The organism is Pseudomonas chlororaphis, from assembly GCF_001921865.1.
In the GTDB taxonomy this organism is placed as follows: domain Bacteria; phylum Pseudomonadota; class Gammaproteobacteria; order Pseudomonadales; family Pseudomonadaceae; genus Aquipseudomonas; species Aquipseudomonas chlororaphis_D.
The window spans coordinates 31556-52514 of record NZ_MSCT01000007.1 but is presented as its reverse complement, the minus strand read 5'-3'; the positions used below and the strand labels follow the sequence as shown (position 1 = coordinate 52514).

The window sequence follows — 20959 nt, the reverse complement described above, 5'->3', positions numbered from 1 at the left end:
TTTGCACCACATAAAAAAGCTTTCGACGTGAAGCTTTTAACTTTCAGGCAACCAACATTGATTCCACGACTTCAAAAACCAGCGCCTCGATCGACGCCGACTCATCTTTAGCCTCTGCCCCCAGCGCATAAGCCATAAGAAACGCACCGACTAGAGAATTGAGCATGGCCAGGGACTCCCTCCGGCTATTCAAGTGCCTTTCAAGCATCGATAAGTAGAACTCGATCTTGTCGCCTAATGAGTTCTGCTCGACATTGTCCTTACCGCCGGACCATGCCCCCACCAACTCGCCTTTAAATCCTTTACTGCATTGGCCCTCCATGCCTTTTCTTTTTAGATGCAGGGCAACCCACGCAATGAACTCTTGCAATGTGGAGTCACGCGTCCAGACGGGACCCGCATCTTGTGTTTTTGAAATCCGCAAGCCGCCATAAGAAACGATGCCGGATTCTCGAACGATTTCGTCCAGGGTTATCTTCGGACAACGCTTAGCCAACTCCAACTCACGAGCAAAACTGATGATTACATTACCGACCCGTACTACTTCTGTTGTACGCATGCGTCACGCCTCCGTACCTTTACAGCCAACCCAAAACTTTTCATCCTTAATGTGCTATTCCCCGCGCATCCCGCTCGAAACTCCAAAGGCCTCAAACTACTCGTGAACGCCCAGCGACCTGACAACATTTGAAATAACGCCGCTGGACGGCGAGGTTGAAAAGAAGACCCGAACATTACGAGTTTCCCAGGACTGAGAAGACGAAACCCTGCCGCTGCCATAAAAGAGCACGGACTTGACCATCGAAATTCGCTGAATGAATTCCAGCGCGGTTCCGTCGCAGCCCAATAAAAAATCAGAGTTCATCACAAGCATTCCGAAGGGCGCTGCTTCAATTAGCTTCAGCATGTCCTCAGGAGTCTGCACGGGCACTATCCGATGATATCCAGCGTCATTGAGCAGGCGCTCTATTTCCAAAAGGCGGCTGTGTTGCTGATCGGCAATCATCACACGCATCGTTTTATCGGGCATTTCAACCAACCTCTGCCAATACAAAACTGCCAGAAATAGACAAGCATCCGTGCCTCATGCCTTGCCCCGAAAGCCCTTTCAACCAAACAAATCCTTGCAAGGCATACCTCCTCCAAAACCGCGGCTACCACTACTGAAGGACCAGAATCTGTGCCTTTCATGGCCAATCTGGAGCGTGAGCCCCTTTTTAATGTTGGTCAACATCATAATAATCAAGAACGCTCACCTGTCAATCGAGCAACTGTGCCCAGGACAGAAATCAACGGTTCGAGCGGGGAAGGATTGAAATCGAAAGGGAGCCTTTGATTATATTTTATTCAATAAAATCAAAAAGTTAGCAAAAAAGACGGTCTTTCACCCATGAGCAGAGCTGATAGAAACCATCAATAATGCCGAGGAAGGCGTTTTGCCTGGAGAGGATTTCTTTCACGAAGCTTTCAATCGAGTATCTGGCAGGCAGAGATTTCCCTCAGGCAACACCCCTGATGCAGCAGAAATCAGCTAGAAAGGAAGGGCTCGCCGTGCTACCGGCAATGACGCTGGAAGGTCATCTTGCAAAGCAGAGATTCTGAAAGGCCCTTGGCTCAAATCTGCTCACCAGCCCAGTAACGCATTCGCCCCTTGTGTACCGGCCATCGCCGGCCACAAGGGTTGTAGACTTTATAAAAAGAGATCCGTAAACGGCGCAGCTCAGTAATTAGAAAAATATAAAACGACTATTATCCAAGTCCTTTGGCCTAAAAACAGGCACAGCAGATCCTTGAACGAAATAAAGGAGGATTTTATATTCTTGTTTTTCTATATCCCGAACCTAAGGCAGTTCGACCATATAAAGCCATGACACAATCTTAACGAGAGAACTGAAGATCCGCAGCCTTAACTTTACATATAGAGTTCAACCTCTCACGAGCAGACTCCAGAACTTCATCGGACAAGGATTCACTGCCCTTGACCAAGGCCTTGGAAAGTACGGTGGCGCCAATAACCGTGGTTAATATCGCCAGAGCCTCATTACGCTTGAAACTTGCACGATTCTTTGTTTTCAGATTCATGAACAGGTCGACACAGGCTTCTATACCGTCCGCATAACAGCCCTGGACATTTTCATCCCGCCCCATGGCATCTGCAACAAAGGTAGCAGAGGGATAACTATAACTCGGATTATCGCGTTGATCGGGCGAAAGATAATTATAGAGGCACTCAAGAAGTATCTCCTCGGCAGATTCACTCCCGACTTCAAACTTCGAGGTCATCGATTTCAAAAAATTGATGAAACTGAGTTTATAAGCTTCTACTGCCAGCGCTTCCTTGGAAGCAAAGTGATTATAAAAGCCGCCATGAGTAAAACCTGCCTCCTTCATCAACTCAGTCAGTCCAACCGCGTCATAACCGCGCTCATTAAATAACTTCGCAGCGGCCCAGACAATTTTGTTTCTATTTATTACCGCCTGTTCCTTAGACACTCTCACGACGTATCTCCCCTGTAGGTTGGATAGAAGTTTGGAAGCTACATCGGGGTACTCTCCCAAACAAAAATGTTTAACGACATCAATAATACCTCATCCCGTCGCCAAAAAGTGTCAACTGTTAGACAAAATCCGTGGTTCACTCGGCCTCAATCGGTCGAATCCCCCCAGAACAGCCCATAAAAAATAGCCTAGCAAGACCGAGGCCAGGGTGAGTAATGCTTTTTTGTAAAAAAAAATTATATTTATATGATCAAGAAATATATAGCACTTTGCCTTTACGCCAAAAATCTTCTCATTTTATCTAATACCAAAACAACCGTTTGATTTTACTGAAAAATAACAAAATCCAAGACCCACCCCCTACTCACTCAAGCTTAAAAGACCCTCGCGACTAAAAACCATAAACCGAATATTAAGCCGACCATCACCAGCAACTCTCCTCATCCCTACTCCCTCTAAAACCGACTCCATACTCAGCACACCCTTCAAAATACGATTATCTGATCTCGACTCATCAGCCAAACGTATAAAACCCAAAGGCACTCCTGGCAGGCTGAATCTTAATAGCGCACCATTCCGAAAATACAGTTTTGCTACATTTATAGACACGACGCACTCTTTTATTAAAACAGTAAAAACAAACAACTTATCTCAATAAAACACCCTAACAAAAGAGCCTCATAACAATAATAAAATATTCTCCCCTACCATCCAGACAATATTTTTGTTTCGTTTTTATGGCAAATAAATGACGAATGGCTTGATCCATTCTTCAGAGATTGTGCTGTACTGAACTCAGCACCGTAGCGCCCTCTTGACAAGTACCGACCAAGATCCACAACCAAGACTACTCATTGAGTAAAGCGCCAATAAAACCTCGTCAAAAAACCAGAGGTGCTCATGATCAGTTCAATGTCATTCCCTCCCCCTTTTACCCACTTGTTATTAAAACGCTATCGAACTCTTTCCTCTCACATCGGCCCTGCGCAAAAGAAGTGATTCCCCTTAAGAGGAAAAGTGATGAAAAGAGCCGAAATTCGCCAAGCCGTGCACGACTTCATCAGCCGCCTGCTGGATGGCAACGACAACTTTGCCGACGATGTAAGTCTTCAGGCGCTGGGGTTGGACAAACAGGATATCGAGGATCTGATCTTCCACCTGGAAGACGAATTTGGCCTGACGGCCTTCACTCACGAAGAAGACCAGATGCTCAAGGCGGCGAACAGCGCCAACGACTTGAGCCGGTTTCTGCTGAAGATTTCACGGCACTGAAGATTTCACGGTGCCAGGGGCTATTGGCGGGAATCAGGTAGGCGGGGTTCGATCAGAAGGTTGCAGCCCTCGCGAGCGGACCTGCTCTCGCGTGGCTGAAGAATGATGGGAGCAGGCTGGAACGCCTGCCCCACTCCCGAGTCGATGATTAACGGCGGCGTTGTTGCCGACGCCGTTGTTCGTCGTCTGTGCGGATTGGCACCGGCTGCAATGGTGGCTCGATCAGCCCCAATGCGACCCCGAGGTCGTGAAGCCAGTTCTGCAGTTTCTCTTTCATAGTGCCCCCTTAAGGGTCGTGCCCAGCGGCAGGGTTCTGGAGCCGCTCTGGGTTGATAATAGCGCTAAGTTTCGCGCCTTGCTCAACCTCGATCGCAATGATCTGTTACCGGATTAATCTGAATCCCCGCCTCTCATGCCAGCGTTCGCAGCGCCGGCCGTTGCTCCGTCTGCCCCGCTTGCTGCAGCTCGATCCAGGCATTGAGGTTCGCCCCCAGCATGCCCTTGCGCCACATCAGCCAGGTGGTGGCACTGGCGAACGGCTCGGCCAAGGGATGCACCGACACGCTCTCGCGCCCGGGCAGGCTGGCGAGCATCGACGCCGACATCAGCGCCACGCCGGACCCGGCGATCACGCAGGCCAGCATCCCCTGATAGGACTCGATTTCCATCGCCCGCCCCATGGCCGCACGGTAATGGGCGAACCAGGACTCCAGTCGCAGGCGGTAGGAGCAACCGCGGCGAAAGGTGAACACCGCGCGCCCTTCGACATCCCTGGCACTGCGGATCGGCGGGTGGTCCGCCTCGCTGATCAGCACCAGGGTTTCCTCGCACAGCGGTACGCCGTCCAGGCCCGCCAGTTCCAGCGGCCCGTCCACCAGCACCGCGTCCAGGCGGCCGGCCAGCAGGCCTTCGAGCAACTCGCTGCTGGGCGCCGATTGCACTTGCAGGTTCACCGCCGGGTAGGTTCGGTGGTAACGCGCCAGCAGCGCCGGCAATTGAATCGCCGCCGTGCTGTACATGGTGCCCAATACGAAGTCGCCGGCCGGCTGGCCGCCCTGCACCGCCCCCTGGGCCTCATCGTGCAAGGCGAACAGACGCGCGGCGTAATCGAGCAGCACCTTGCCCGCCGGCGACAGTTGCAAGCGCTGGCGCTCGCGCAGAAACAGCTCGACGCCCAGTTGCTCTTCCAATTGCTTGAGCCGTGTCGACAGGTTGGACGGCACTCGATGCAGACGCTCGGCCGCCCGGGTGATGGAACCTTCCTCGGCGACCGCCTGGAAGATGCGCAGCTGGCTGAACTCCACATCTATTCTCCAAAAACGAATAAGTTACTCAATATTATTCATTTTTAAAGAAAGTCAATCAGTCCTAGCCTGACGGGCATCGCCTCTTGTGTGGAGCCCGGAGCATGTCACCGCTGATTCGTTTACTCGCCAGCTTCATCGCCCTGATGATGGCCATGGGCATTGGTCGCTTCGCGCTCACCCCGCAATTGCCGCACCTGCTGAGCGAAGGCCAGGTCGACCTGACCGCCGCCGGCCTGATTGCCGCCGCCAATTACCTGGGGTATTTCGTTGGCGCGCTGGATGCCATGTTCGCCCACCGCCCGGCCCAGGTGCGCCGGCGCCTGCTGGCCGGGCTGTGGCTGTGCGTCCTGCTGACCCTGGCCTCGTTCTGGGCCGACGGTTTCTGGTCGCACCTGGTATTGCGCTTCGGCACCGGCGTGGCCAGTGCCTGGGTGCTGGTGATGATCACCGCGCTGAGCCAACCGCTGGCACTGGCCGCCGGCCGGCCGCGCCTGGGCGCCCTGGTGTTTGCCGGGCCCGGACTGGGGATTTTCCTCACCGGCCTGCTGGCCCTGGGGTCGAACCTGCTCGGGCAAAGCTCCGCGACCCTGTGGCTGGTGTATGCCGCGGCCGGCCTGCTGATGCTGCTGGCAGTCCTGCCGATCCTCCCGCAACCCGCCGCGGTCATGCCGCCCGTGCAGCCGCACCTGGCTTCGAGCCGCGGCGTGATTGCCCGGCTCGGCGTGATTTACGCGCTGTTCGGCGTGGGCTACATCTTGCCCGCGACCTTTCTGTCGCAGATGGCCAGCGCGTACTTTCAGGGGCAATGGCAGGCCGACCTGTTCTGGCCGTGCTTCGGCCTGGCGGCAGCCGCCGGTGTGGTGCTGGTCAGCCTGCGCCGACACAACCCGAATGCCACCCGGCACTGGCTGATGGCGACCTTATGGCTGCAAGCCGCCGGGGTCTTTGCCTGCCTGCTGGGCAACGGTGTCGGCCTGGTGCTGGGGGTAATCCTGTGCGGCACCCCCTTCCTGGCCTGCATGCAACTGGTGATGCAACGCTCGCGGGAACTGGCGCCCCACGCCGCCCAGCGCAATGCCGGCTTGCTCACCGCCTGCTTCGCCATGGGCCAATTGAGCGGGCCGCTGCTGGCGGCCCTGAGCAGCCATTTCAGCGGTAACTTGCAACCGGCGCTGCTCGTTGCCGGCAGCGGCCTAGTGTTGGCGGGTGCCTTGCTGCTGAGGCAACAACCGGCTACCCGGGAATGTCACGCTACCGCCTGAACCCGGCGCTCACAGCCAGTTGCGGATACGCCGGCGCAGCCACTGCTCGGCGCTGACGAAGGTGATGCCCAACAGCACCAGCACCGCACCAATAATGAAATTCAGGCTCAACGGCTCACCCAGCAACAGCACGCCGAAGGTGACGCCGAACAGCGGCGTCATAAAGGAAAATACCGCCAGGTTGGCGGCCAGGTAACGGCGCAGCAGCCAGAACCAGGTCAGGTAGCTGAAGAAGGACACCACCAGCCCCTGGAACAGCACGCTGGCCACCGCCACCGGGGTCAGGCTGACGTGGGTGACCTGCCCGCTCAACACGGCAATCAGCAACAGGCCGACAAAGCCGACGATCAACTGATAGAACAGGGTCAGGGTCGCCGGTGCTTCGGACAAACGCGACGCCCGCACCACCACAGTGGTCGCGCCCCAGGCCAGGCCGGCCAGCAGGCCCAGGGCATCGCCGAGCAGCATGCGCGTGTCCAGGTTATCCAGCGAGATACCGCCGGCGAAGGCGACGCCAATGCCAATGAACGCCAGCAGGATCCCCAGCCATTGCAAGGGCCTGAGACGCTCGCTGGGCAGCAGCCAGTTCACCCCTAGCGCGGTAAAGATCGGCGCGGTATAGAGAAACACCGACATGTGCGCCGCACTGGTGAGCTTGAGGCCCTCGGCGATGAACAGGAACTCCAGGCCGAACAGGCTGCCGGCCAGCAGGCCGCCGCGCCAAGTACTGCCCAACTGCGACCAGCCGCCCTTCCAGCACATCAGCAAGGCCACCAGCAACGCCGAAATCCCCGAACGGGCGGCGGCCTGCATCACCGGCGCGATATCCGCCGCGGCCCACTTGATCATCACCTGCTGTACGCCCCAGATCAGGCACAGCCCCAGCATGACTTGCAAGGCGAAGCCGTCGGCACTACGGCGCTCAATACTCATGACGCACGCTCGTGTTCATTCAACAACATGGCAGTTACTCGGCAAAAACGACAAAGCCCCGGAACCGGTCCGGGGCAAATAATGATGTGTTGCCAATTATCAACCAAACGGCCAGAAAAGACCGCTTTCGTAAGCGCCTGGTCCGCCCAGCCCCCAGAAACGCCAAAGGCCGCGCCCCGTGCAACGACAGGTCGCGGCCTTTGTGGGCCCCTAAGTAAGGCTCAGCTCAGTTCAATGCGGTCGGCATGAATGACAATCTGGCCATTCTTGTACAAGGCACCGATGGCCTTCTTGAAGTTGCCCTTGCTGACCCCGAACAACCCACTGATAACGCTCGGGTCGCTCTTGTCGCTGACCGGCAGGGTGCCATTGTTTTCTCGCAACTTGGCGAGGATCTTGGCGTTCAGGCTGCTGGCCAGTTCTTCGCCCACCGGTTGCAGGCTGAGGCTGATCTTGCCGTCGGCGCGAACTTCCTTGATAAAGCCTTTTTCTTGCTTGCCCGGGCGCAGGAACTTGAACACTTCGTTCTTGTGGATCAAGCCCCAGTGCTTATTGTTGATGATCGCCTTGAAGCCCATATCGGTGGCTTCGGCCACCAGCAGGTCGACTTCCTGGCCGACCTTATAGGTCACCGGCGTCTTGTCCAGGTAGCGGTCCAGGCGGGCCGTGGCGGTAATACGCCGGGTGTGCTTGTCGAGGTAGACGTGCACCACGCAATAGTCGCCGGCGTTCAGCTGGCGCTTTTCCTCGGAGTACGGCAGCAGCAGGTCCTTGGGCAGGCCCCAGTCGAGGAACACCCCGATGCTGTTGACTTCGACGACTTTAAGACTGGCAAACTCACCGACTTGAACTTTTGGCTTTTCGGTAGTTGCAATTAACTTATCGGCGCTGTCCAGATAAATAAAAACGTTCAGCCAGTCTTCATCTTCGCTGGGAATATCTTTTGGAATATAACGATTGGGCAGCAATATTTCGCCGTCCGCCCCGCCGTCCAGATACAAACCGAAGTTAGTATGTTTAACCACTTGCAAACTGTTGTAGCGCCCGATTAAAGCCATTTCCAATACCCTCATTGCGTGGGCGGCATTCTACCCGGTTTTACCGGCCGGGTTGACCGAGCCGTCGGCCTGCCGTGGATATTTTCCTGAAAGCCTTGAATTTCATGGCTTTTTGCCAGAAATCGACGGCGTTTGTCAGGCCATCCGGCGCGGCGCGGCCCTGGAATGCCTCCACCCCTGCCCTCTTCGGCGCATTGTCTTTATTTAAAACAGCAGCTTATGAGGATATTCCCGAGATCAACTTAGGAATAACCGGGAGTTTTCCTCCGTTATTTCGTCCGGAATATTAGCCAAGCAATGATCGGTCATTTCATGTATGATGGCTGGCCAAATTAATTTTCAAAAGGTTAATGGCCGCCATGCGCGTAAAAGCATCCAACAGCAAAGCAAAGCCCGCCCCAGCCGTTGAAACCAGCGAATCGATCAACGATCAAATTGCTGCGTTCCTGAAATCCGGTGGCGAGATCCAGCAAATTGCCAAAGGCGTCAGCGGCCAGACTTTCGGCCCATCCAAGCAGATCAGCCTGGGCAAGAAATAACACCTCGCATTACCTCCTGGTCCCTCTGCGCTTTGAGCCTCAAAGCGCTAGGACTGGATCCCCGATACCTCCCTCCTCCAGAAAAGTCGACGAACGGCCCTCATCCCCGAGGTTTCGCCGGTATCCTTGCACACGCCTAGACCGGGCGTTTCAGTAGGTTCTGCGGTTCCTGCTCCTCGCTTTTCATGGAGTGACGCATGCTCAAACCCTCTCTTTTATTGCTCGCCAGCATCCTGACCAGCTCCCAGGCCCACGGGCAGATCTTTCAGCGCGAGCTGGGCGATTTCGACCTCAAGCTCAGCAGCACCCCCAGCCGCAGCATGGCCCAGGGCCTGGTCAAGCCCTCGGCCACCGGCTCGTTTCATGGCGGCCTGGACCTGAGTCACGACAGCGGCTGGTACATCGGCCAGTGGTCGCCCAGCATGGGGCTGGGCGAGTCGAGCGATCTGGAAGTGGACTCCTACCTGGGCTTCAAGCGGCCCTTCGACCAGACCCTGGGCTATGAAGTGGGGCTGATCCAGTACAACTACCCCCAGGCCCCGCAGGACAGCCAGGAACTCTACGGCGGCCTGACGCTGCTGGGCAGCCGCTTCGGCGCCGCCTTCAGCCAAGACCCGGACAAGCGCAACAGCACCCTGTTCGCCGACCTCGGCGGCAACCCGCCATTCGGCATCGGCCTGAGCATCAAGTACACCGCTCATCAGCTGGGCAACCCGGTCTCGGTGAGCAACGGTTATGTCAGCAGTTTCAACGACTGGTCGATCAAACTCTCCCGCCCCTGGATGGGCATCGACCTGAAGCTGATCTACAGCGATTCCAACCTCAACGGCAGCGCCTGTTCGGCCTATTCTGGACGTAACGCGCAATGCGACGGCCTGCTCACCTTCAAGGCTGAGCATCCGTTCTATTGAGCGGCTGAACTGCCGAAGGCGTTACGCGTTCAGATCAGAAAACCCTGCTCCGCCAGCAAGGATTCGCCATGTCGCGCCGGTTGCAACGCCTCACCCTGTTTTTGCTGCTAAGCCTGGTGCTGACCGCCTGCACCCGCGTCGGGCTGGCTTATCGCAATCTCGATGTGCTCATTCCCTGGACCCTCAGCGATTACCTGGAGATGAACCGCGAGCAGAAAGGCTGGTTCAACGAGCGCCTCAAGGAACACCTGAGCTGGCACTGCAGCACGCAACTGCCCGGATATCTGGACTGGCTGGACCGCCTGCAACTGATGGTCGAAAACAATCAGGTCAACGACGCCGCGCTGCAGGAGCGCACCCGGGAGGCCAAACAGGCCATTGCCCAGACCGCCCGGGCGATCGCTCCGTCGGCCGTCGAGTTGCTGCGAGGCCTGGACGAGCAGCAAGTCGCGGACATGAAAGCCGCCTTCGCCAAGGACCTGCGCGAGCGCCAGGACAAATACCTCAAGCCCTCTCTGGAGCAACAGATCAGGCTGCGCGGCGAGCGCATGGACAAGCGCCTGACGACCTGGCTCGGCCCGCTCAGCGCCGACCAGGCCCGGCGCGTGGCGGACTGGTCAAGATCCCTGGGCGAACAGAACCGGCTGTGGATCGCCAATCGCGCCAACTGGCAGGCGCAATTCAGCGCGGCGCTGGAGCAACGCCAGAGCGGCGACTTCGGACCACGCATCGAGCGCCTGCTGGTCGATCGCGAAAGCTTGTGGACGCCCGCTTATCGTCAGGCCTTTGCCCACAACGAACAGGCGGCGCGCAGCCTGCTGGTGGACCTGATAGCCGCAAGCACGCCAGCCCAGCGCGAACATCTGCGCGACAAGATCCAGAACGTACGCAATGAATTCGCCGCCTTGAAATGCATGAAGACCGCACGCCAGGAATAACGCCGCGGCCGATCACTCACAGCTGGCAGGCGGACGACCGTTGGGCGGGACCGTCCGGCGGCTGTCGATTTGCCCGCGGGCGGAACGACTAGCCTGGGTAGGCACTGTCGCCGCGCCACCTGTCGCAGGAGAAGACGTCATGCACCTCAACGATCATCCGGTCGTATCCCGGGAACAATGGATACAGGCCCGCAAGCAGCATTTGATTCACGAAAAGGCCTTCACCCGTCAACGTGACCAGCTCAGCGCCGAGCGGCGCGCCCTGCCCTGGGTGAAGGTCGAGTCGCCCTACCGCTTCCAGGGCCCCGATGGCGCACTGAGCCTGGCCGAGCTGTTCGGCGCTCGCAGCCAGTTGGTGGTCTACCACTTCATGTTCGCCGAGGGCTGGGATGAAGGCTGCCCGGGCTGCTCCTTTCTTTCCGATCACATCGACGGCGCCAACCGGCACCTGGCCCACCACGACATCGCACTGGTGGCGGTGTCCCACGCGCCGTTCGCCGAATTCCAGGCATTCAAGCAGCGCATGGGCTGGACCTTCGACTGGGTGTCGTCCGCCGGTAGCGACTTCAACTACGACTTCGGGGTCTGCGTCCGCCCCGACGAAGTCGCCGCCGGCACCGCCACCTACAACTACGAAAAAACCGACGGCGCCGAAGCCGAGTTGCCCGGCCTCAGCGTGTTCTACCGCAACGAAGCCGGGGAAATCTTCCACACCTACTCCACCTACGCCCGCGGCCTGGACCTGCTGGTGGGCGCCTACAACTACCTGGACCTGACACCCAAGGGGCGCAACGAGGAACAGATCATGGAATGGGTCCGGCACCACGATCGCTACGACGACACGCCGGCCGCCAGTTGCTGCCATGGCAAGTCCTGACCTTTAGACCGCGATCGCGAGCACGCTCGCTCCTGCTTATTCCCTGTAGGAGCGAGCTGGCTCGCAATCACATTCGCCGGGCCAAGACAAAAAAACCGGCTACCCCACGCCCGCCGCGCCGCCCCCGGCTAAGCTTGTCTCCATGAGCCCTGCCTACCACAGCCTCCATGAATACACCCAACGCATGAACCGGGTGCTGGAGCATATCGACCAACACCTGGACCAGCCACTGGAGCTGGCCGAACTCGCGCAGGTCGCGCATTTTTCGCCCTTCCACTTCCACCGCCTGTTCACCGCCTGGGTCGGCGAAACCCTCGGCGACTACCTGCGGCGCCGACGCCTGGCCTGCGCCGCCTACCAGCTGGCCAGCCATCCGGAAGCCAGCATCCTGGACGTGGCCCTGGAAGTCGGTTTCGGCTCCGGCGAAGCCTTCTCCCGAGCGTTCAAGCAGCATTTCTCGGTCACCCCCAGCACCTGGCGCAGCACCGAACCCAAACGCTGGCACCGCCGCCTCAGCGACATTCGCGAACGGCGCCTGCGGGAATTGAGCAATCCTGATCAGACGCACATCCCGGCCTTCGACGATCCTGACGCCTTCATTCACCTGAAGGAGCCCTCGATGAACGTCACCCTCAAGGAACTGCCGCCGGTACGCGTCGCCTACCTGCGCTCTATCGGCCCCTATGGACCGGAGATTGGCACCTTCTGGCGCGAAACCGTCGCCCCCTGGATGCTCGAAAACGGCCTGATGGGCCGCGTGCGCTACGGCATCGGCCACGACGATCCCTACGTCACCCCGGCGCAAAAGTGCCGCTACGATGCGTGCGTCGAGGTCCCCGCCGACTTCAAAGCCAGCGCTCCCGCCATCGTCACCACCTTGCCCGGCGGGCTCTACGCGGTTGCCCATTACCAGGGCAAAGGCCCGGATATCGCCGACGCCTGGACCGAACTGTGCCGCGACTGGCTGCCCAGAAGCGGCATGCAATTCGACGCCCGGCCGGCGTTCGAGCGCTATGCCGTGGAGGCGAAATACGATGTGAAAACCGGGGAGCTGGAATGCGAGATCTGCATCCCGGTGAAGGCGCTCTGAGGCCTGGCGGACTCTCCAGCCTGCCGACAACGAGACACAGGCACCGTCCGTCGTAGGAAAGTCTGAACTTTCCCCAGGCTCCGCCCCTCAACCGGATAACTGCTCCCATCCGGAACCCGAGGCCAGGCCCCATGAAGACCTTAAGCACCCTCGCCATCGCCACCACCCTGTTCTGCGCCCTGCCCGCCTGGGCCTGCACCCTCGAGGAGGCCACCGCCAAACGCGAACAACTGGCCCGGGAAGTGGCCAGGCTCACCGAGCAGAACCCGGCCAAGGCCAAGGAGATCAACGACGAGTTGCAGAAGATGGACCTGGGCACGGCCAGCAAGGACCTGCCGGACAAGTGCCAGTTGATCGACCAGCGCCTGAAGGAACTGGACACCGCCGAGAAGAAGGCCGACAGCTGATCGCCCGCCCATAAAAAAGCCCGGACAAGGTCCGGGCTTCGTGTATCGATCTATGGCTTATTCGCCAGCCGGTGCCTGCGGCTTGCGGCGCTTGAGCGGCGCCATGCCGTCCTGGCTGACCAGGGCATCGCTTTTCGGCCGGTTGGCGGTCTTGCGTTTGGTCGGGGCCTTGGCGGCGGTTTTCTTCTTGTCGCCCTTGGCGTCGGTCTTTTTCTTCTTCACGCCAACGGCCTTGCCCGAAGCCTTGACCTTCTTCGGTCCGCCGTAAGTGCCTTTGACTTCCTTGATAGTGCGGCGCTCGAAGCTCTGCTTGAGGTAGCGCTCGATGCTCGACATCAGGTTCCAGTCGCCGTGGCAGATCAGCGAGATGGCCAGGCCATCGTTGCCGGCACGCCCGGTACGACCGATGCGGTGCACGTATTCGTCGCCGCTGCGCGGCATGTCGAAGTTGATCACCAGGTCCAGGCCCTCGACGTCCAGGCCGCGGGCGGCGACGTCGGTGGCCACGAGGATCTTCACCCCGCCCTGCTTCAGGCGGTCGATGGCCAGCTTGCGGTCCTTCTGGTCTTTCTCGCCGTGCAGGACGAACGCCTTGTATTCCTGAGCCACCAGGCGGCCGTAGATACGGTCGGCCATGACCCGGGTATTGGTGAAGATAATCGCCTTCTGGTACGTCTCGTTGGCCAGCAGCCAGTTGACGATCTGCTCTTTGTGCTGGTTGTGGTCGGCGGTGATGATCTGCTGGCGGGTGGTGTCGTTCAGCTGGCTGACCGCGTTGAGCTGCAAGTGCTCAGGGTTGTTCAGGACCTTGGCGACCATTTCGCGCAGGCCCGAGCCGCCGGTGGTGGCGGAGAACAGCATGGTCTGCTGACGGTTCGGGCATTCGTCCACCAGACGCTGCACGTCGTCGGCGAAGCCCATGTCGAGCATGCGGTCGGCTTCATCGAGGACCAGCACTTCCACTTCCTTGAGGTCGAGGTTGCCGGCGTTCAGTTGCTCGATCAGGCGCCCTGGGGTGCCGATCAGGATGTCAGGCACCTTGCGCAGCATGGCGGCCTGGACCTTGAAATCTTCGCCGCCGGTGATCAGGCCGGCCTTGATGAAGGTGAACTGCGAGAAGCGTTCGACTTCCTTCAGGGTCTGCTGCGCCAGCTCGCGGGTCGGCAGCAGGATCAGGGTCTTGATGCTGACGCGGATCTTCGCCGGGCCGATCAGGCGGTTGAGGATCGGCAGGACGAACGCGGCGGTCTTGCCGCTGCCGGTCTGTGCCGTCACCCGCAGGTCACGCCCCTGGAGCGCGAGCGGAATGGCCGCTGCCTGCACCGGCGTAGGCTCGACAAATTTAAGCTCGGCCACGGCTTTGAGCAGGCGTTCGTGCAGGGCGAATTCGGAAAACACGGGTGCTACCTCGAAGAAATGCAAAAAATCAGCTGCATAGGGTAACGGTTTCGAGCGCGAAGGCCGAGTTTCTTTCATGCAAAGCGCGGTAAACAATTGGTTTTTTTCGGCGATTTGTCCTTAACGGTAACTTTCGATGGCTTAAATGTTCTAATCGATTCGTCCCGTCTCATAGAGGAAGCTTCTGACCCCATGGATTTCCAACAGCTCTGGCTCAACGTTCAAGACCTCTGGGGTGCGCTCGACCAGCACCCGCTCCTGCATTCCAGCCTGGCCCTGGTGCTGCTGCTGGTGGTGGCGCTGCTGCTCGGACGGGTGGCGCGCTACGTCATCCTGCATGCCGTCAAGCTGCTGGGCCGGCAGCCGGCCCTGCACTGGCTCAACGACTTGCGCCAGAACAAGGTGTTCCATCGCCTGGCGCAGATGGTCCCGTCGCTGGTGGTGCAATTCGGCCTGCACCTGGTGCCGGAGCTGAGCAAGACCAGCCAGGTGTTCCTCGGCAACCTGGCCCTGGCATTCACCATCCTGTTCCAGGTCCTGGCCATCAGCGCCCTGCTCAATGCCCTGCTGGATATCTACGCCCGCACCGAACATGCCCGCACCCGCTCGATCAAGGGCTATGTGCAACTGGCGAAAATGGTGCTGTTCGTGTTTGGCGCGATCATCATCGTCGCCACCCTGATCGACCGCTCGCCACTGTTGCTGCTGTCCGGCCTGGGCGCCATGTCGGCGGTGATCCTGTTGGTCTACAAGGACACCCTGCTGTCGTTCGTCGCCAGCGTGCAGTTGACCAGCAACGACATGCTGCGGGTCGGCGACTGGATCGAAATGCCCCAGGTCGGCGCTGACGGCGATGTGGTCGACATCACCCTGCACACGGTCAAGGTGCAGAACTTCGACAAGACCATCGTCTCGATTCCCACCTGGCGCCTGATGTCCGAATCGTTCAAGAACTGGCGCGGCATGCAGCAGTCCGGCGGCCGGCGGATCAAGCGCAGCCTGTACATCGACGCCAGCGGCGTGCGCTTCATCAACGACGAGGAAGAGACGCGCCTGGGCAAGGTGCACCTGCTCACCGACTACATGCTGCGCAAGCAGGCCGAGCTCAAGAGTTGGAACGAGGCCCAGGGCAACGTCGCCGCCCTGTCCGCCAACCGCCGCCGCATGACCAACCTGGGCACCTTTCGCGCCTATGCCCTGGCGTACCTGAAGAGCCATCCGGACATCCAGCCGAACATGACCTGCATGGTCCGCCAGATGCAGACCACCGCCCAGGGCATCCCGCTGGAAATCTACTGTTTCACCCGCACCACGGCGTGGGTCGACTACGAGCGTATCCAGGGCGATATCTTCGATTACCTGCTGGCGGTGATGCCGGAGTTCGGCCTGAGCCTGTACCAGCAGCCGAGCGGCAACGACCTGCGCGCCGGCCTGTTGCCGGCAGTGCTGGGCGCCAGCCATATCCCCGAAGCGGAAAAACGCGCGCTGTAATCCCCGCCTGATCGCCCCGTCCCCGGGGCGATCCCCCCGATCCCTTGTAGGAGCGAAGCTTGCTCGCGATCCGCGCAGCGGCCTGATATCCGCGGAGTCTGATCGGCCGCGATCGCGAGCAATCGAGCGTCGACCGGCTGCTCCTACAACAGGGCGGTGTTTCTTGTGCCGCGGCGGCTGATCCATACGGCAAACAGAATCACCAGCGCCCCGAGGAACAACCGCCCCAGCTCTTCGTGCTGGTTCCAGATCAACAGGTTGATCAGCAACCCCACCGGCACATGCAGGTTGTTCATCACCGCCAGGGTCGCACCGTTGACCAGGCAGGCGCCCTTGTTCCACCAGTACAGCCCCAGCGCGGTGGAGACCAGCCCGAGAAACAGCAGCACCGCCCATTGCAACGGCGCTTCGGGCAGGAAGTCAGGTTTGCCGAACAGCAGGAAGGCCGGCAATACCACCGCCAACGCCCCCAGGTAGAAATAACCGAAACGCCGGTAATGCGGCAGGTCGCTCGGATGGCGCGCCACCAGGTGCTTGTACAGTACCTGCCCGGCGGCATAGGTGAAGTTGGCCAGTTGCAGCAGCAAGAAGCCCATGAAGAAGTCCGGGTTGATGCGGTCGTAGCGGATCACCGCCGCCCCGGCCACCGCCACCAATGCCGCCAGCAAGCCCCAGGGGTTGAAGCGACGGTTCAGCGCATCTTCGATCAGGGTCACATGCAGCGGCGTGAGGATGGTGAACAGCAGCACCTCCGGCACCGTCAACACGCGGAAACTCAGGTACAGGCAGACGTAGGTCACGCCGAACTGCAAGGCGCCGATCAGCAGCATGCCGCGCATGAACGCCGGTTCCACCCGCCGCCAGCGGGTCAGGGGGATGAACACCAGCCCGGCCAGCAGCACCCGCACCAGCACCGCGAAGTAACTGTCGACATGCCCCGCCAGGTATTCGCCGATCAGGCTGAAGGAAAACGCCTGGATCAACGTGACAAAAAGTAGATAGCCCATGCTCGCCTCGTCTTGAAGGGAGGCGACGATAGCGGTTTTGCCCTGCTCGATGCAAAACACCTCCCCTCCTGACACCCAATCCTGTAGCCGCTGCCGAGCCCGCGAGGCTGCGCAAGACCCGCAGGGGCTCCGGCGCCTGCAAGACCGCCGCGAGCGTACCGCTCGAGCGCAGCCTTCGGCAGCGGCTACCTCGTCGGGCAAGCGGAAGGATCGAGGCGTCCGCAGTGCCTGTAGCGGCTACAGAGGGGGATATAAATCGCAGGCAAAAAAAAGCCCGATCTCGCAATGCGGGCAATCGGGCGGGAGCACTCAGGAGCAACAAGTGCAAAGGGAGGTTCGATGCGCAAAACAAACATGAAGGGGAGCGCAGGGCCTACTAGACCACTGCGCGATTATCTGGCGATTAACGGCTCAGGCGACCTGGGCCAGTTTGGCATTCGCCTGGTTCAAGCCCTTTTCCTGGAAGTCGCCGCCCAGGTTCATGCCTTCGGCGTGAATGAACTCGACGTCGTGAATGCCGATGAAACCCATGACCTGACGCAGGTAAGGTTCCTGGTGGTCGTTGGCGCTACCGGCGTAGATGCCGCCGCGGGCGGTCAGCACATAGGCGCGCTTGCCGGTGAGCAGGCCCTGGGGACCGGTTTCGGTGTACTTGAACGTCACGCCGGCGCGCAGCACGTGGTCCAGCCAGGCTTTCAGGGTGCTCGGGATGGCGAAGTTGTACATCGGCGCGGCCATCACCAGCACGTCGGCGGCCAGCAGTTCGTCGGTCAGTTCGTTGGAGCGCTGCAGCGAGGCCTCTTCGACCGCGTTGCGCTGGCCGACGGGTTTCATCCAGCCGCCCAGCAGGTTGCTGTCCAGGTGCGGCACCGGAGTCGTCGCCAGGTCGCGCACGGTGATCTGGTCGGCCGGGTGGGCCGCTTGCCATTGCTTGATGAAGGTTTGGGTCAACTGGCGGGAAACGGAATCCTGTTGGCGGGCACTGCTTTCGATAATCAGAACGCGGGACATGTGAGGCACTCCATCGGGAAGGTGGTCAGTCGATGGAGCGCAGATTAAACAGAGTCATATCGATGAAAAAGCGCAAATAACTGCTATAACCAATCAATAAATTCGTTTATAAGCGGAGCAGGTCGCGCGCCCTGCCCCGCTGTGCGCTTATTTGGCGGTACAGGTCAGGTCGATGCGCAGCTTGATGATGCTGCGGTTGAATTTAGCGGTGGCGTTCTTGAACTTGCCGGCCGCAACCTCCAGCTTGCGCGTGCGCGGGGCCTCGGGGCCGTTGCGAAAGACCACGGTGCAGGCCGCGTCGGTACTGCCGTAGTTGTTCACCTGGATCGAACCGATGTCGGCGTCGGTGTCGTAGGCGGTGTAGTCGATGCTCACGCCCTCGAGCTTTTTCTGCACGTCGATGGGATAGGCGAACGCACTGAGCGGCAGCAGGGCCAGCAACACACAACAGAATTTTCTCATTCGGCAGTCTCCAGTAAGGAGCGCCAGCTTAGGACAAGAGGAGCTCCTCATGAAAGCGCCCCGCGTTACCCTCGATCAATGGCGCACGCTGCAAGCCGTGGTCGACCATGGCGGCTTCGCCCAGGCAGCCGAAGCGCTGCACCGTTCGCAATCCTCTGTCAGTTACACCGTGGCGCGCATGCAGGACCAACTGGGCGTGCCGCTGCTGCGCATCGACGGGCGCAAGGCCGTGCTCACCGAAGCCGGCGGCGTGTTGCTGCGCCGCTCGCGGCAACTGGTGAAACAGGCCAGCCAGCTGGAAGACCTGGCCCACCACATGGAACAGGGCTGGGAAGCCGAAGTGCGCCTGGTGGTCGACGCCGCCTACCCCAATGCGCGCCTGGTCCGTGCCCTGACCGCCTTCATGCCGCAAAGCCGCGGCTGCCGGGTGCGCCTGCGCGAGGAAGTGCTGTCCGGCGTCGAGGAAGTGCTGCTCGAAGGTGTGGCCGACCTGGCCATCAGCGGCTTCAACATCCCCGGTTACCTGGGCACCGAAATGAGCGCGGTGGAGTTCGTCGCCGTGGCCCACCCGGAACACGCCCTGCACCGCCTGAACCGCGAACTGAACTTCCAGGACCTGGAAAGCCAGTTGCAAGTGGTGATCCGCGACTCCGGCCGCCAGCAGCCGCGGGACGTCGGCTGGCTCGGCGCCGAACAGCGCTGGACCGTCGGTAGCCTGGCCACCGCCTCGACCTTCGTCGGCAGCGGCCTGGGGTTTGCCTGGCTGCCGCGCCACCTGATCGAGCGCGAACTCAGGGAAGGCCTGCTCAAGGTCCTGCCGCTGGACCAGGGCGGCAGCCGCCATCCGACTTTCTTCCTCTACTCGAACAAGGACAAACCCCTGGGGCCGGCCACGCAGATTCTTGTCGAACTGCTGCGCACCTTCGACACCGCGCCGCTGGACGCGCCGTTCGCCGCCCCGCAGCAAGCCTGAACGAACACTTGACCCCACCGCGAGCCTGAACAGGAATTCGGCCATGGCCTATTTCGAACACGAAGGATGCACCCTGCACTACGAGGAATATGGCCACGGCGAGCCGCTGGTCCTGGTTCACGGGCTCGGCTCCAGCACCCGGGACTGGGAGAAACAGATCGCCGAACTGTCGGCCCGCTACCGGCTGATCCTGCCCGACGTACGCGGCCATGGCCGCTCCGACAAGCCTCGCGGGCCCTACAGCATCGCCGGCTTCAGTGCCGACCTGATCGCCCTGCTGGAACACCTGAACCTTGAGCGGGTGCATCTGGCGGGGTTGTCCATGGGCGGCATGATTGCCTTCCAGGTCGCGGTGGATCAGCCCGGGTTGCTGAAAAGCCTGTGCATCGTCAACAGCGCCCCGGAGGTGAAGGTCCGCGGCGCCAACGATGCCTGGCAATGGTTCAAGCGCTGGAGCCTGATGCGCCTGCTTGGCCTGGACACCATCGGCGTCGCCCTGGCCGGCAAACTGTTCCCCAAACCCGAGCAGGGCGAGCTGCGGCAAAAGATGGCCGAGCGCTGGGCAAAAAACGACAAACGTGCTTATCTCGCAAGCTTCGATGCCATCGTTGGCTGGGGCGTTCAGGAACGACTTTGCCAAATTACCTGTCCAACCCTGGTCATCAGCGCCGACCGCGACTACACCCCGGTCGCCCTGAAAGAAAACTATGTGAAATTGCTGCCCGCCGGGCGCCTGGTGGTGATCGCCGATTCGCGTCACGCCACGCCGCTAGACCAGCCGCAACGCTTCAACCAAACCCTGCTCGAATTTCTAACCGCAGTCGACACCACTCCCCAGGATCACTGACCCATGCTGAAAAAAATCGCCCTCGTCGCCGGCTCCGTTCTGTTCGCGGCCAACCTGATGGCCGCCCAACCGGCCAAGGCGCCTCACGTGCTGCTGGACACCAGCTTCGGCAAGATCGAAGTCGAGCTGGACCCGGTCAAGGCCCCTGTCTCCAGCAAGAACTTCCTCGACTACGTCGACAGCGGTTTCTACACCAACACCATCTTTCACCGGGTGATCCCGGGTTTCATGGTCCAGGGCGGCGGTTTCACCCCGCAGATGGTGCAGAAGGAAACCCGCGACCCGATCAAGAACGAGGCCAGCAACGGCCTGCATAACGTGCGCGGCACCCTGTCCATGGCCCGTACCTCGAACCCGAACTCGGCCACCAGCCAGTTCTTCATCAACGTCGCCGACAACGCCTTCCTCGACCCGGGCCGCGATGCCGGCTACGCAGTGTTCGCCAAGGTAGTGAGCGGCATGGACGTGGTCGACCAGATCGTCAACTCGCAGACCACCACCAAACAGGGCATGCAGAACGTGCCGATCGACCCCGTGCTGATCAAGTCGGCCAAGCGCCTCGACTAGGCTCAGTACGTAAAGTGGCTACGCTCGGCCATGCTGCGTTAAAAACAGGCTCGGAATGCTCATGTAGGTCCCTACACTCCGCTTCCTCGCCTGTTTTTGCCTTGCCTGGC

General features: G+C 59.8%; 24 protein-coding genes. 13 read left to right on the top strand and 11 right to left on the bottom strand.

The window, feature by feature from the left end:
* Positions 1 to 43: 43 nt before the first annotated feature.
* The 3 genes from BTN82_RS30905 to BTN82_RS07200 form a co-directional block, all read right to left on the bottom strand.
* Positions 44 to 559, bottom strand: coding sequence for a hypothetical protein (locus BTN82_RS30905; protein WP_148169475.1), 516 nt, complete (start codon positions 557 to 559; stop codon positions 44 to 46).
* A 96-nt stretch (positions 560 to 655) separates the two neighbouring features.
* Positions 656 to 1030 carry a chemotaxis protein CheY gene (locus BTN82_RS07210; RefSeq protein WP_148169473.1) on the bottom strand — a complete coding sequence of 125 codons (375 nt, stop codon included), beginning with the start codon at positions 1028 to 1030 and terminating at the stop codon, positions 656 to 658.
* Between the two features lie 848 nt (positions 1031 to 1878).
* The gene (locus BTN82_RS07200) at positions 1879 to 2499 is read right to left on the bottom strand and encodes a TetR/AcrR family transcriptional regulator (protein WP_075118475.1); all 621 of its coding nucleotides are present in this window, start codon (positions 2497 to 2499) and stop codon (positions 1879 to 1881) included.
* Positions 2500 to 3519: 1020 nt separating this feature from the next.
* Here BTN82_RS07200 and BTN82_RS07195 point away from each other — a divergent pair.
* The gene (locus BTN82_RS07195; RefSeq protein ID WP_075118474.1) at positions 3520 to 3771 is read left to right on the top strand and encodes a phosphopantetheine-containing protein; all 252 of its coding nucleotides are present in this window, start codon (positions 3520 to 3522) and stop codon (positions 3769 to 3771) included.
* 148 nt (positions 3772 to 3919) lie between these two features.
* Here BTN82_RS07195 and BTN82_RS31685 read toward each other — a convergent pair whose 3' ends face one another.
* Both BTN82_RS31685 and ptrR read right to left on the bottom strand, forming a co-directional pair.
* Entirely contained in the window at positions 3920 to 4048 is a 129-nt protein-coding gene (locus BTN82_RS31685) for a PA1414 family protein (RefSeq protein WP_009042667.1), read from the bottom strand.
* A 133-nt stretch (positions 4049 to 4181) separates the two neighbouring features.
* The gene (gene ptrR, locus BTN82_RS07190) at positions 4182 to 5075 is read right to left on the bottom strand and encodes a putrescine utilization regulator PtrR (protein WP_075118473.1); all 894 of its coding nucleotides are present in this window, start codon (positions 5073 to 5075) and stop codon (positions 4182 to 4184) included.
* Between the two features lie 104 nt (positions 5076 to 5179).
* Here ptrR and BTN82_RS07185 point away from each other — a divergent pair, with 104 nt between their 5' ends.
* Positions 5180 to 6340: an MFS transporter gene (locus BTN82_RS07185; RefSeq protein ID WP_075118472.1), complete on the top strand. Its 1161-nt coding sequence runs from the start codon at positions 5180 to 5182 to the stop codon at positions 6338 to 6340.
* A 9-nt stretch (positions 6341 to 6349) separates the two neighbouring features.
* Here BTN82_RS07185 and BTN82_RS07180 read toward each other — a convergent pair whose 3' ends face one another.
* Entirely contained in the window at positions 6350 to 7273 is a 924-nt protein-coding gene (locus BTN82_RS07180; RefSeq protein WP_075118471.1) for a DMT family transporter, read from the bottom strand.
* Between the two features lie 221 nt (positions 7274 to 7494).
* Positions 7495 to 8331 (bottom strand): S1 RNA-binding domain-containing protein, encoded by an 837-nt coding sequence (locus BTN82_RS07175; protein WP_075118470.1) that lies wholly within the window; start codon positions 8329 to 8331, stop codon positions 7495 to 7497.
* 74 nt (positions 8332 to 8405) lie between these two features.
* Between BTN82_RS07175 and BTN82_RS30900 the strand changes: the two genes are divergently transcribed.
* The 7 genes from BTN82_RS30900 to BTN82_RS07145 all read left to right on the top strand — a co-directional run bounded on the left by BTN82_RS30900 (position 8406) and on the right by BTN82_RS07145 (position 13093).
* Positions 8406 to 8621 (top strand): hypothetical protein, encoded by a 216-nt coding sequence (locus BTN82_RS30900; protein ID WP_148169471.1) that lies wholly within the window; start codon positions 8406 to 8408, stop codon positions 8619 to 8621.
* Between the two features lie 60 nt (positions 8622 to 8681).
* A complete protein-coding gene (locus tag BTN82_RS07170) occupies positions 8682 to 8870 on the top strand; it encodes a hypothetical protein (RefSeq protein ID WP_016702300.1) in 189 nt (62 codons plus the stop codon).
* A gap of 197 nt (positions 8871 to 9067) precedes the next feature.
* Complete coding sequence (locus BTN82_RS07165; RefSeq protein ID WP_075118469.1) at positions 9068 to 9781, top strand: TorF family putative porin; 714 nt, start codon at positions 9068 to 9070, stop codon at positions 9779 to 9781.
* Between the two features lie 68 nt (positions 9782 to 9849).
* A complete protein-coding gene (locus tag BTN82_RS07160) occupies positions 9850 to 10719 on the top strand; it encodes a DUF6279 family lipoprotein (RefSeq protein WP_075118468.1) in 870 nt (289 codons plus the stop codon).
* Between the two features lie 139 nt (positions 10720 to 10858).
* On the top strand, positions 10859 to 11596 hold the full coding sequence (locus BTN82_RS07155) for a DUF899 domain-containing protein (RefSeq protein ID WP_075118467.1): 738 nt from the start codon (positions 10859 to 10861) through the stop codon (positions 11594 to 11596).
* Positions 11597 to 11738: 142 nt separating this feature from the next.
* Positions 11739 to 12686, top strand: coding sequence for a GyrI-like domain-containing protein (locus BTN82_RS07150; RefSeq protein WP_075118466.1), 948 nt, complete (start codon positions 11739 to 11741; stop codon positions 12684 to 12686).
* Between the two features lie 131 nt (positions 12687 to 12817).
* Positions 12818 to 13093 carry a hypothetical protein gene (locus BTN82_RS07145; protein WP_075118465.1) on the top strand — a complete coding sequence of 92 codons (276 nt, stop codon included), beginning with the start codon at positions 12818 to 12820 and terminating at the stop codon, positions 13091 to 13093.
* Positions 13094 to 13150: 57 nt separating this feature from the next.
* Here BTN82_RS07145 and BTN82_RS07140 read toward each other — a convergent pair whose 3' ends face one another.
* Positions 13151 to 14491, bottom strand: a complete 1341-nt coding sequence (locus BTN82_RS07140) for a DEAD/DEAH box helicase (protein ID WP_075118464.1) — start codon at positions 14489 to 14491, stop codon at positions 13151 to 13153.
* 192 nt (positions 14492 to 14683) lie between these two features.
* On the opposite strand from BTN82_RS07140, the gene BTN82_RS07135 reads away from it, so the two are divergent.
* Positions 14684 to 15982 (top strand): mechanosensitive ion channel family protein, encoded by a 1299-nt coding sequence (locus BTN82_RS07135; RefSeq protein ID WP_075118463.1) that lies wholly within the window; start codon positions 14684 to 14686, stop codon positions 15980 to 15982.
* 143 nt (positions 15983 to 16125) lie between these two features.
* On the opposite strand, the gene BTN82_RS07130 is transcribed toward BTN82_RS07135, so the two are convergent.
* From BTN82_RS07130 to BTN82_RS07120, 3 genes are all read right to left on the bottom strand, one after another.
* Complete coding sequence (locus BTN82_RS07130) at positions 16126 to 16989, bottom strand: carboxylate/amino acid/amine transporter (protein ID WP_075118482.1); 864 nt, start codon at positions 16987 to 16989, stop codon at positions 16126 to 16128.
* Between the two features lie 411 nt (positions 16990 to 17400).
* Entirely contained in the window at positions 17401 to 18000 is a 600-nt protein-coding gene (locus tag BTN82_RS07125) for an FMN-dependent NADH-azoreductase (protein WP_075118462.1), read from the bottom strand.
* A 147-nt stretch (positions 18001 to 18147) separates the two neighbouring features.
* Positions 18148 to 18462, bottom strand: coding sequence for a 3-phosphoglycerate kinase (locus BTN82_RS07120; protein WP_075118461.1), 315 nt, complete (start codon positions 18460 to 18462; stop codon positions 18148 to 18150).
* Between the two features lie 49 nt (positions 18463 to 18511).
* Here BTN82_RS07120 and BTN82_RS07115 point away from each other — a divergent pair, with 49 nt between their 5' ends.
* The 3 genes from BTN82_RS07115 to BTN82_RS07105 are packed head-to-tail and all read left to right on the top strand — an operon-like array spanning position 18512 to position 20849.
* Entirely contained in the window at positions 18512 to 19435 is a 924-nt protein-coding gene (locus BTN82_RS07115; RefSeq protein ID WP_075118460.1) for a LysR family transcriptional regulator, read from the top strand.
* Between the two features lie 43 nt (positions 19436 to 19478).
* A complete protein-coding gene (locus tag BTN82_RS07110; protein ID WP_075118459.1) occupies positions 19479 to 20282 on the top strand; it encodes an alpha/beta fold hydrolase in 804 nt (267 codons plus the stop codon).
* 3 nt (positions 20283 to 20285) lie between these two features.
* Positions 20286 to 20849 carry a peptidylprolyl isomerase gene (locus BTN82_RS07105; RefSeq protein WP_075118458.1) on the top strand — a complete coding sequence of 188 codons (564 nt, stop codon included), beginning with the start codon at positions 20286 to 20288 and terminating at the stop codon, positions 20847 to 20849.
* Positions 20850 to 20959: the final 110 nt, after the last annotated feature.

What these genes read in the sequence shown, in the direction of transcription:
- BTN82_RS07180 (WP_075118471.1), bottom strand. Translation starts at nt 7,273, where the DNA reads ATGAGTATTGAGCGCCGTAGTGCCGACGGCTTCGCCTTGCAAGTCATG.
- BTN82_RS30905 (WP_148169475.1), bottom strand. Translation starts at nt 559, where the DNA reads ATGCGTACAACAGAAGTAGTACGGGTCGGTAATGTAATCATCAGTTTT.
- BTN82_RS07135 (WP_075118463.1), top strand. Translation starts at nt 14,684, where the DNA reads ATGGATTTCCAACAGCTCTGGCTCAACGTTCAAGACCTCTGGGGTGCG.
- BTN82_RS07110 (WP_075118459.1), top strand. Translation starts at nt 19,479, where the DNA reads ATGGCCTATTTCGAACACGAAGGATGCACCCTGCACTACGAGGAATAT.
- BTN82_RS07170 (WP_016702300.1), top strand. Translation starts at nt 8,682, where the DNA reads ATGGCCGCCATGCGCGTAAAAGCATCCAACAGCAAAGCAAAGCCCGCC.
- BTN82_RS07150 (WP_075118466.1), top strand. Translation starts at nt 11,739, where the DNA reads ATGAGCCCTGCCTACCACAGCCTCCATGAATACACCCAACGCATGAAC.
- BTN82_RS07210 (WP_148169473.1), bottom strand. Translation starts at nt 1,030, where the DNA reads ATGCCCGATAAAACGATGCGTGTGATGATTGCCGATCAGCAACACAGC.
- BTN82_RS07120 (WP_075118461.1), bottom strand. Translation starts at nt 18,462, where the DNA reads ATGAGAAAATTCTGTTGTGTGTTGCTGGCCCTGCTGCCGCTCAGTGCG.
- BTN82_RS07195 (WP_075118474.1), top strand. Translation starts at nt 3,520, where the DNA reads ATGAAAAGAGCCGAAATTCGCCAAGCCGTGCACGACTTCATCAGCCGC.
- BTN82_RS07115 (WP_075118460.1), top strand. Translation starts at nt 18,512, where the DNA reads ATGAAAGCGCCCCGCGTTACCCTCGATCAATGGCGCACGCTGCAAGCC.
- BTN82_RS07145 (WP_075118465.1), top strand. Translation starts at nt 12,818, where the DNA reads ATGAAGACCTTAAGCACCCTCGCCATCGCCACCACCCTGTTCTGCGCC.
- BTN82_RS07185 (WP_075118472.1), top strand. Translation starts at nt 5,180, where the DNA reads ATGTCACCGCTGATTCGTTTACTCGCCAGCTTCATCGCCCTGATGATG.
- BTN82_RS31685 (WP_009042667.1), bottom strand. Translation starts at nt 4,048, where the DNA reads ATGAAAGAGAAACTGCAGAACTGGCTTCACGACCTCGGGGTCGCATTG.
- BTN82_RS07125 (WP_075118462.1), bottom strand. Translation starts at nt 18,000, where the DNA reads ATGTCCCGCGTTCTGATTATCGAAAGCAGTGCCCGCCAACAGGATTCC.
- BTN82_RS07175 (WP_075118470.1), bottom strand. Translation starts at nt 8,331, where the DNA reads ATGGCTTTAATCGGGCGCTACAACAGTTTGCAAGTGGTTAAACATACT.
- BTN82_RS07130 (WP_075118482.1), bottom strand. Translation starts at nt 16,989, where the DNA reads ATGGGCTATCTACTTTTTGTCACGTTGATCCAGGCGTTTTCCTTCAGC.
- BTN82_RS07165 (WP_075118469.1), top strand. Translation starts at nt 9,068, where the DNA reads ATGCTCAAACCCTCTCTTTTATTGCTCGCCAGCATCCTGACCAGCTCC.
- BTN82_RS07155 (WP_075118467.1), top strand. Translation starts at nt 10,859, where the DNA reads ATGCACCTCAACGATCATCCGGTCGTATCCCGGGAACAATGGATACAG.
- BTN82_RS07160 (WP_075118468.1), top strand. Translation starts at nt 9,850, where the DNA reads ATGTCGCGCCGGTTGCAACGCCTCACCCTGTTTTTGCTGCTAAGCCTG.
- BTN82_RS07105 (WP_075118458.1), top strand. Translation starts at nt 20,286, where the DNA reads ATGCTGAAAAAAATCGCCCTCGTCGCCGGCTCCGTTCTGTTCGCGGCC.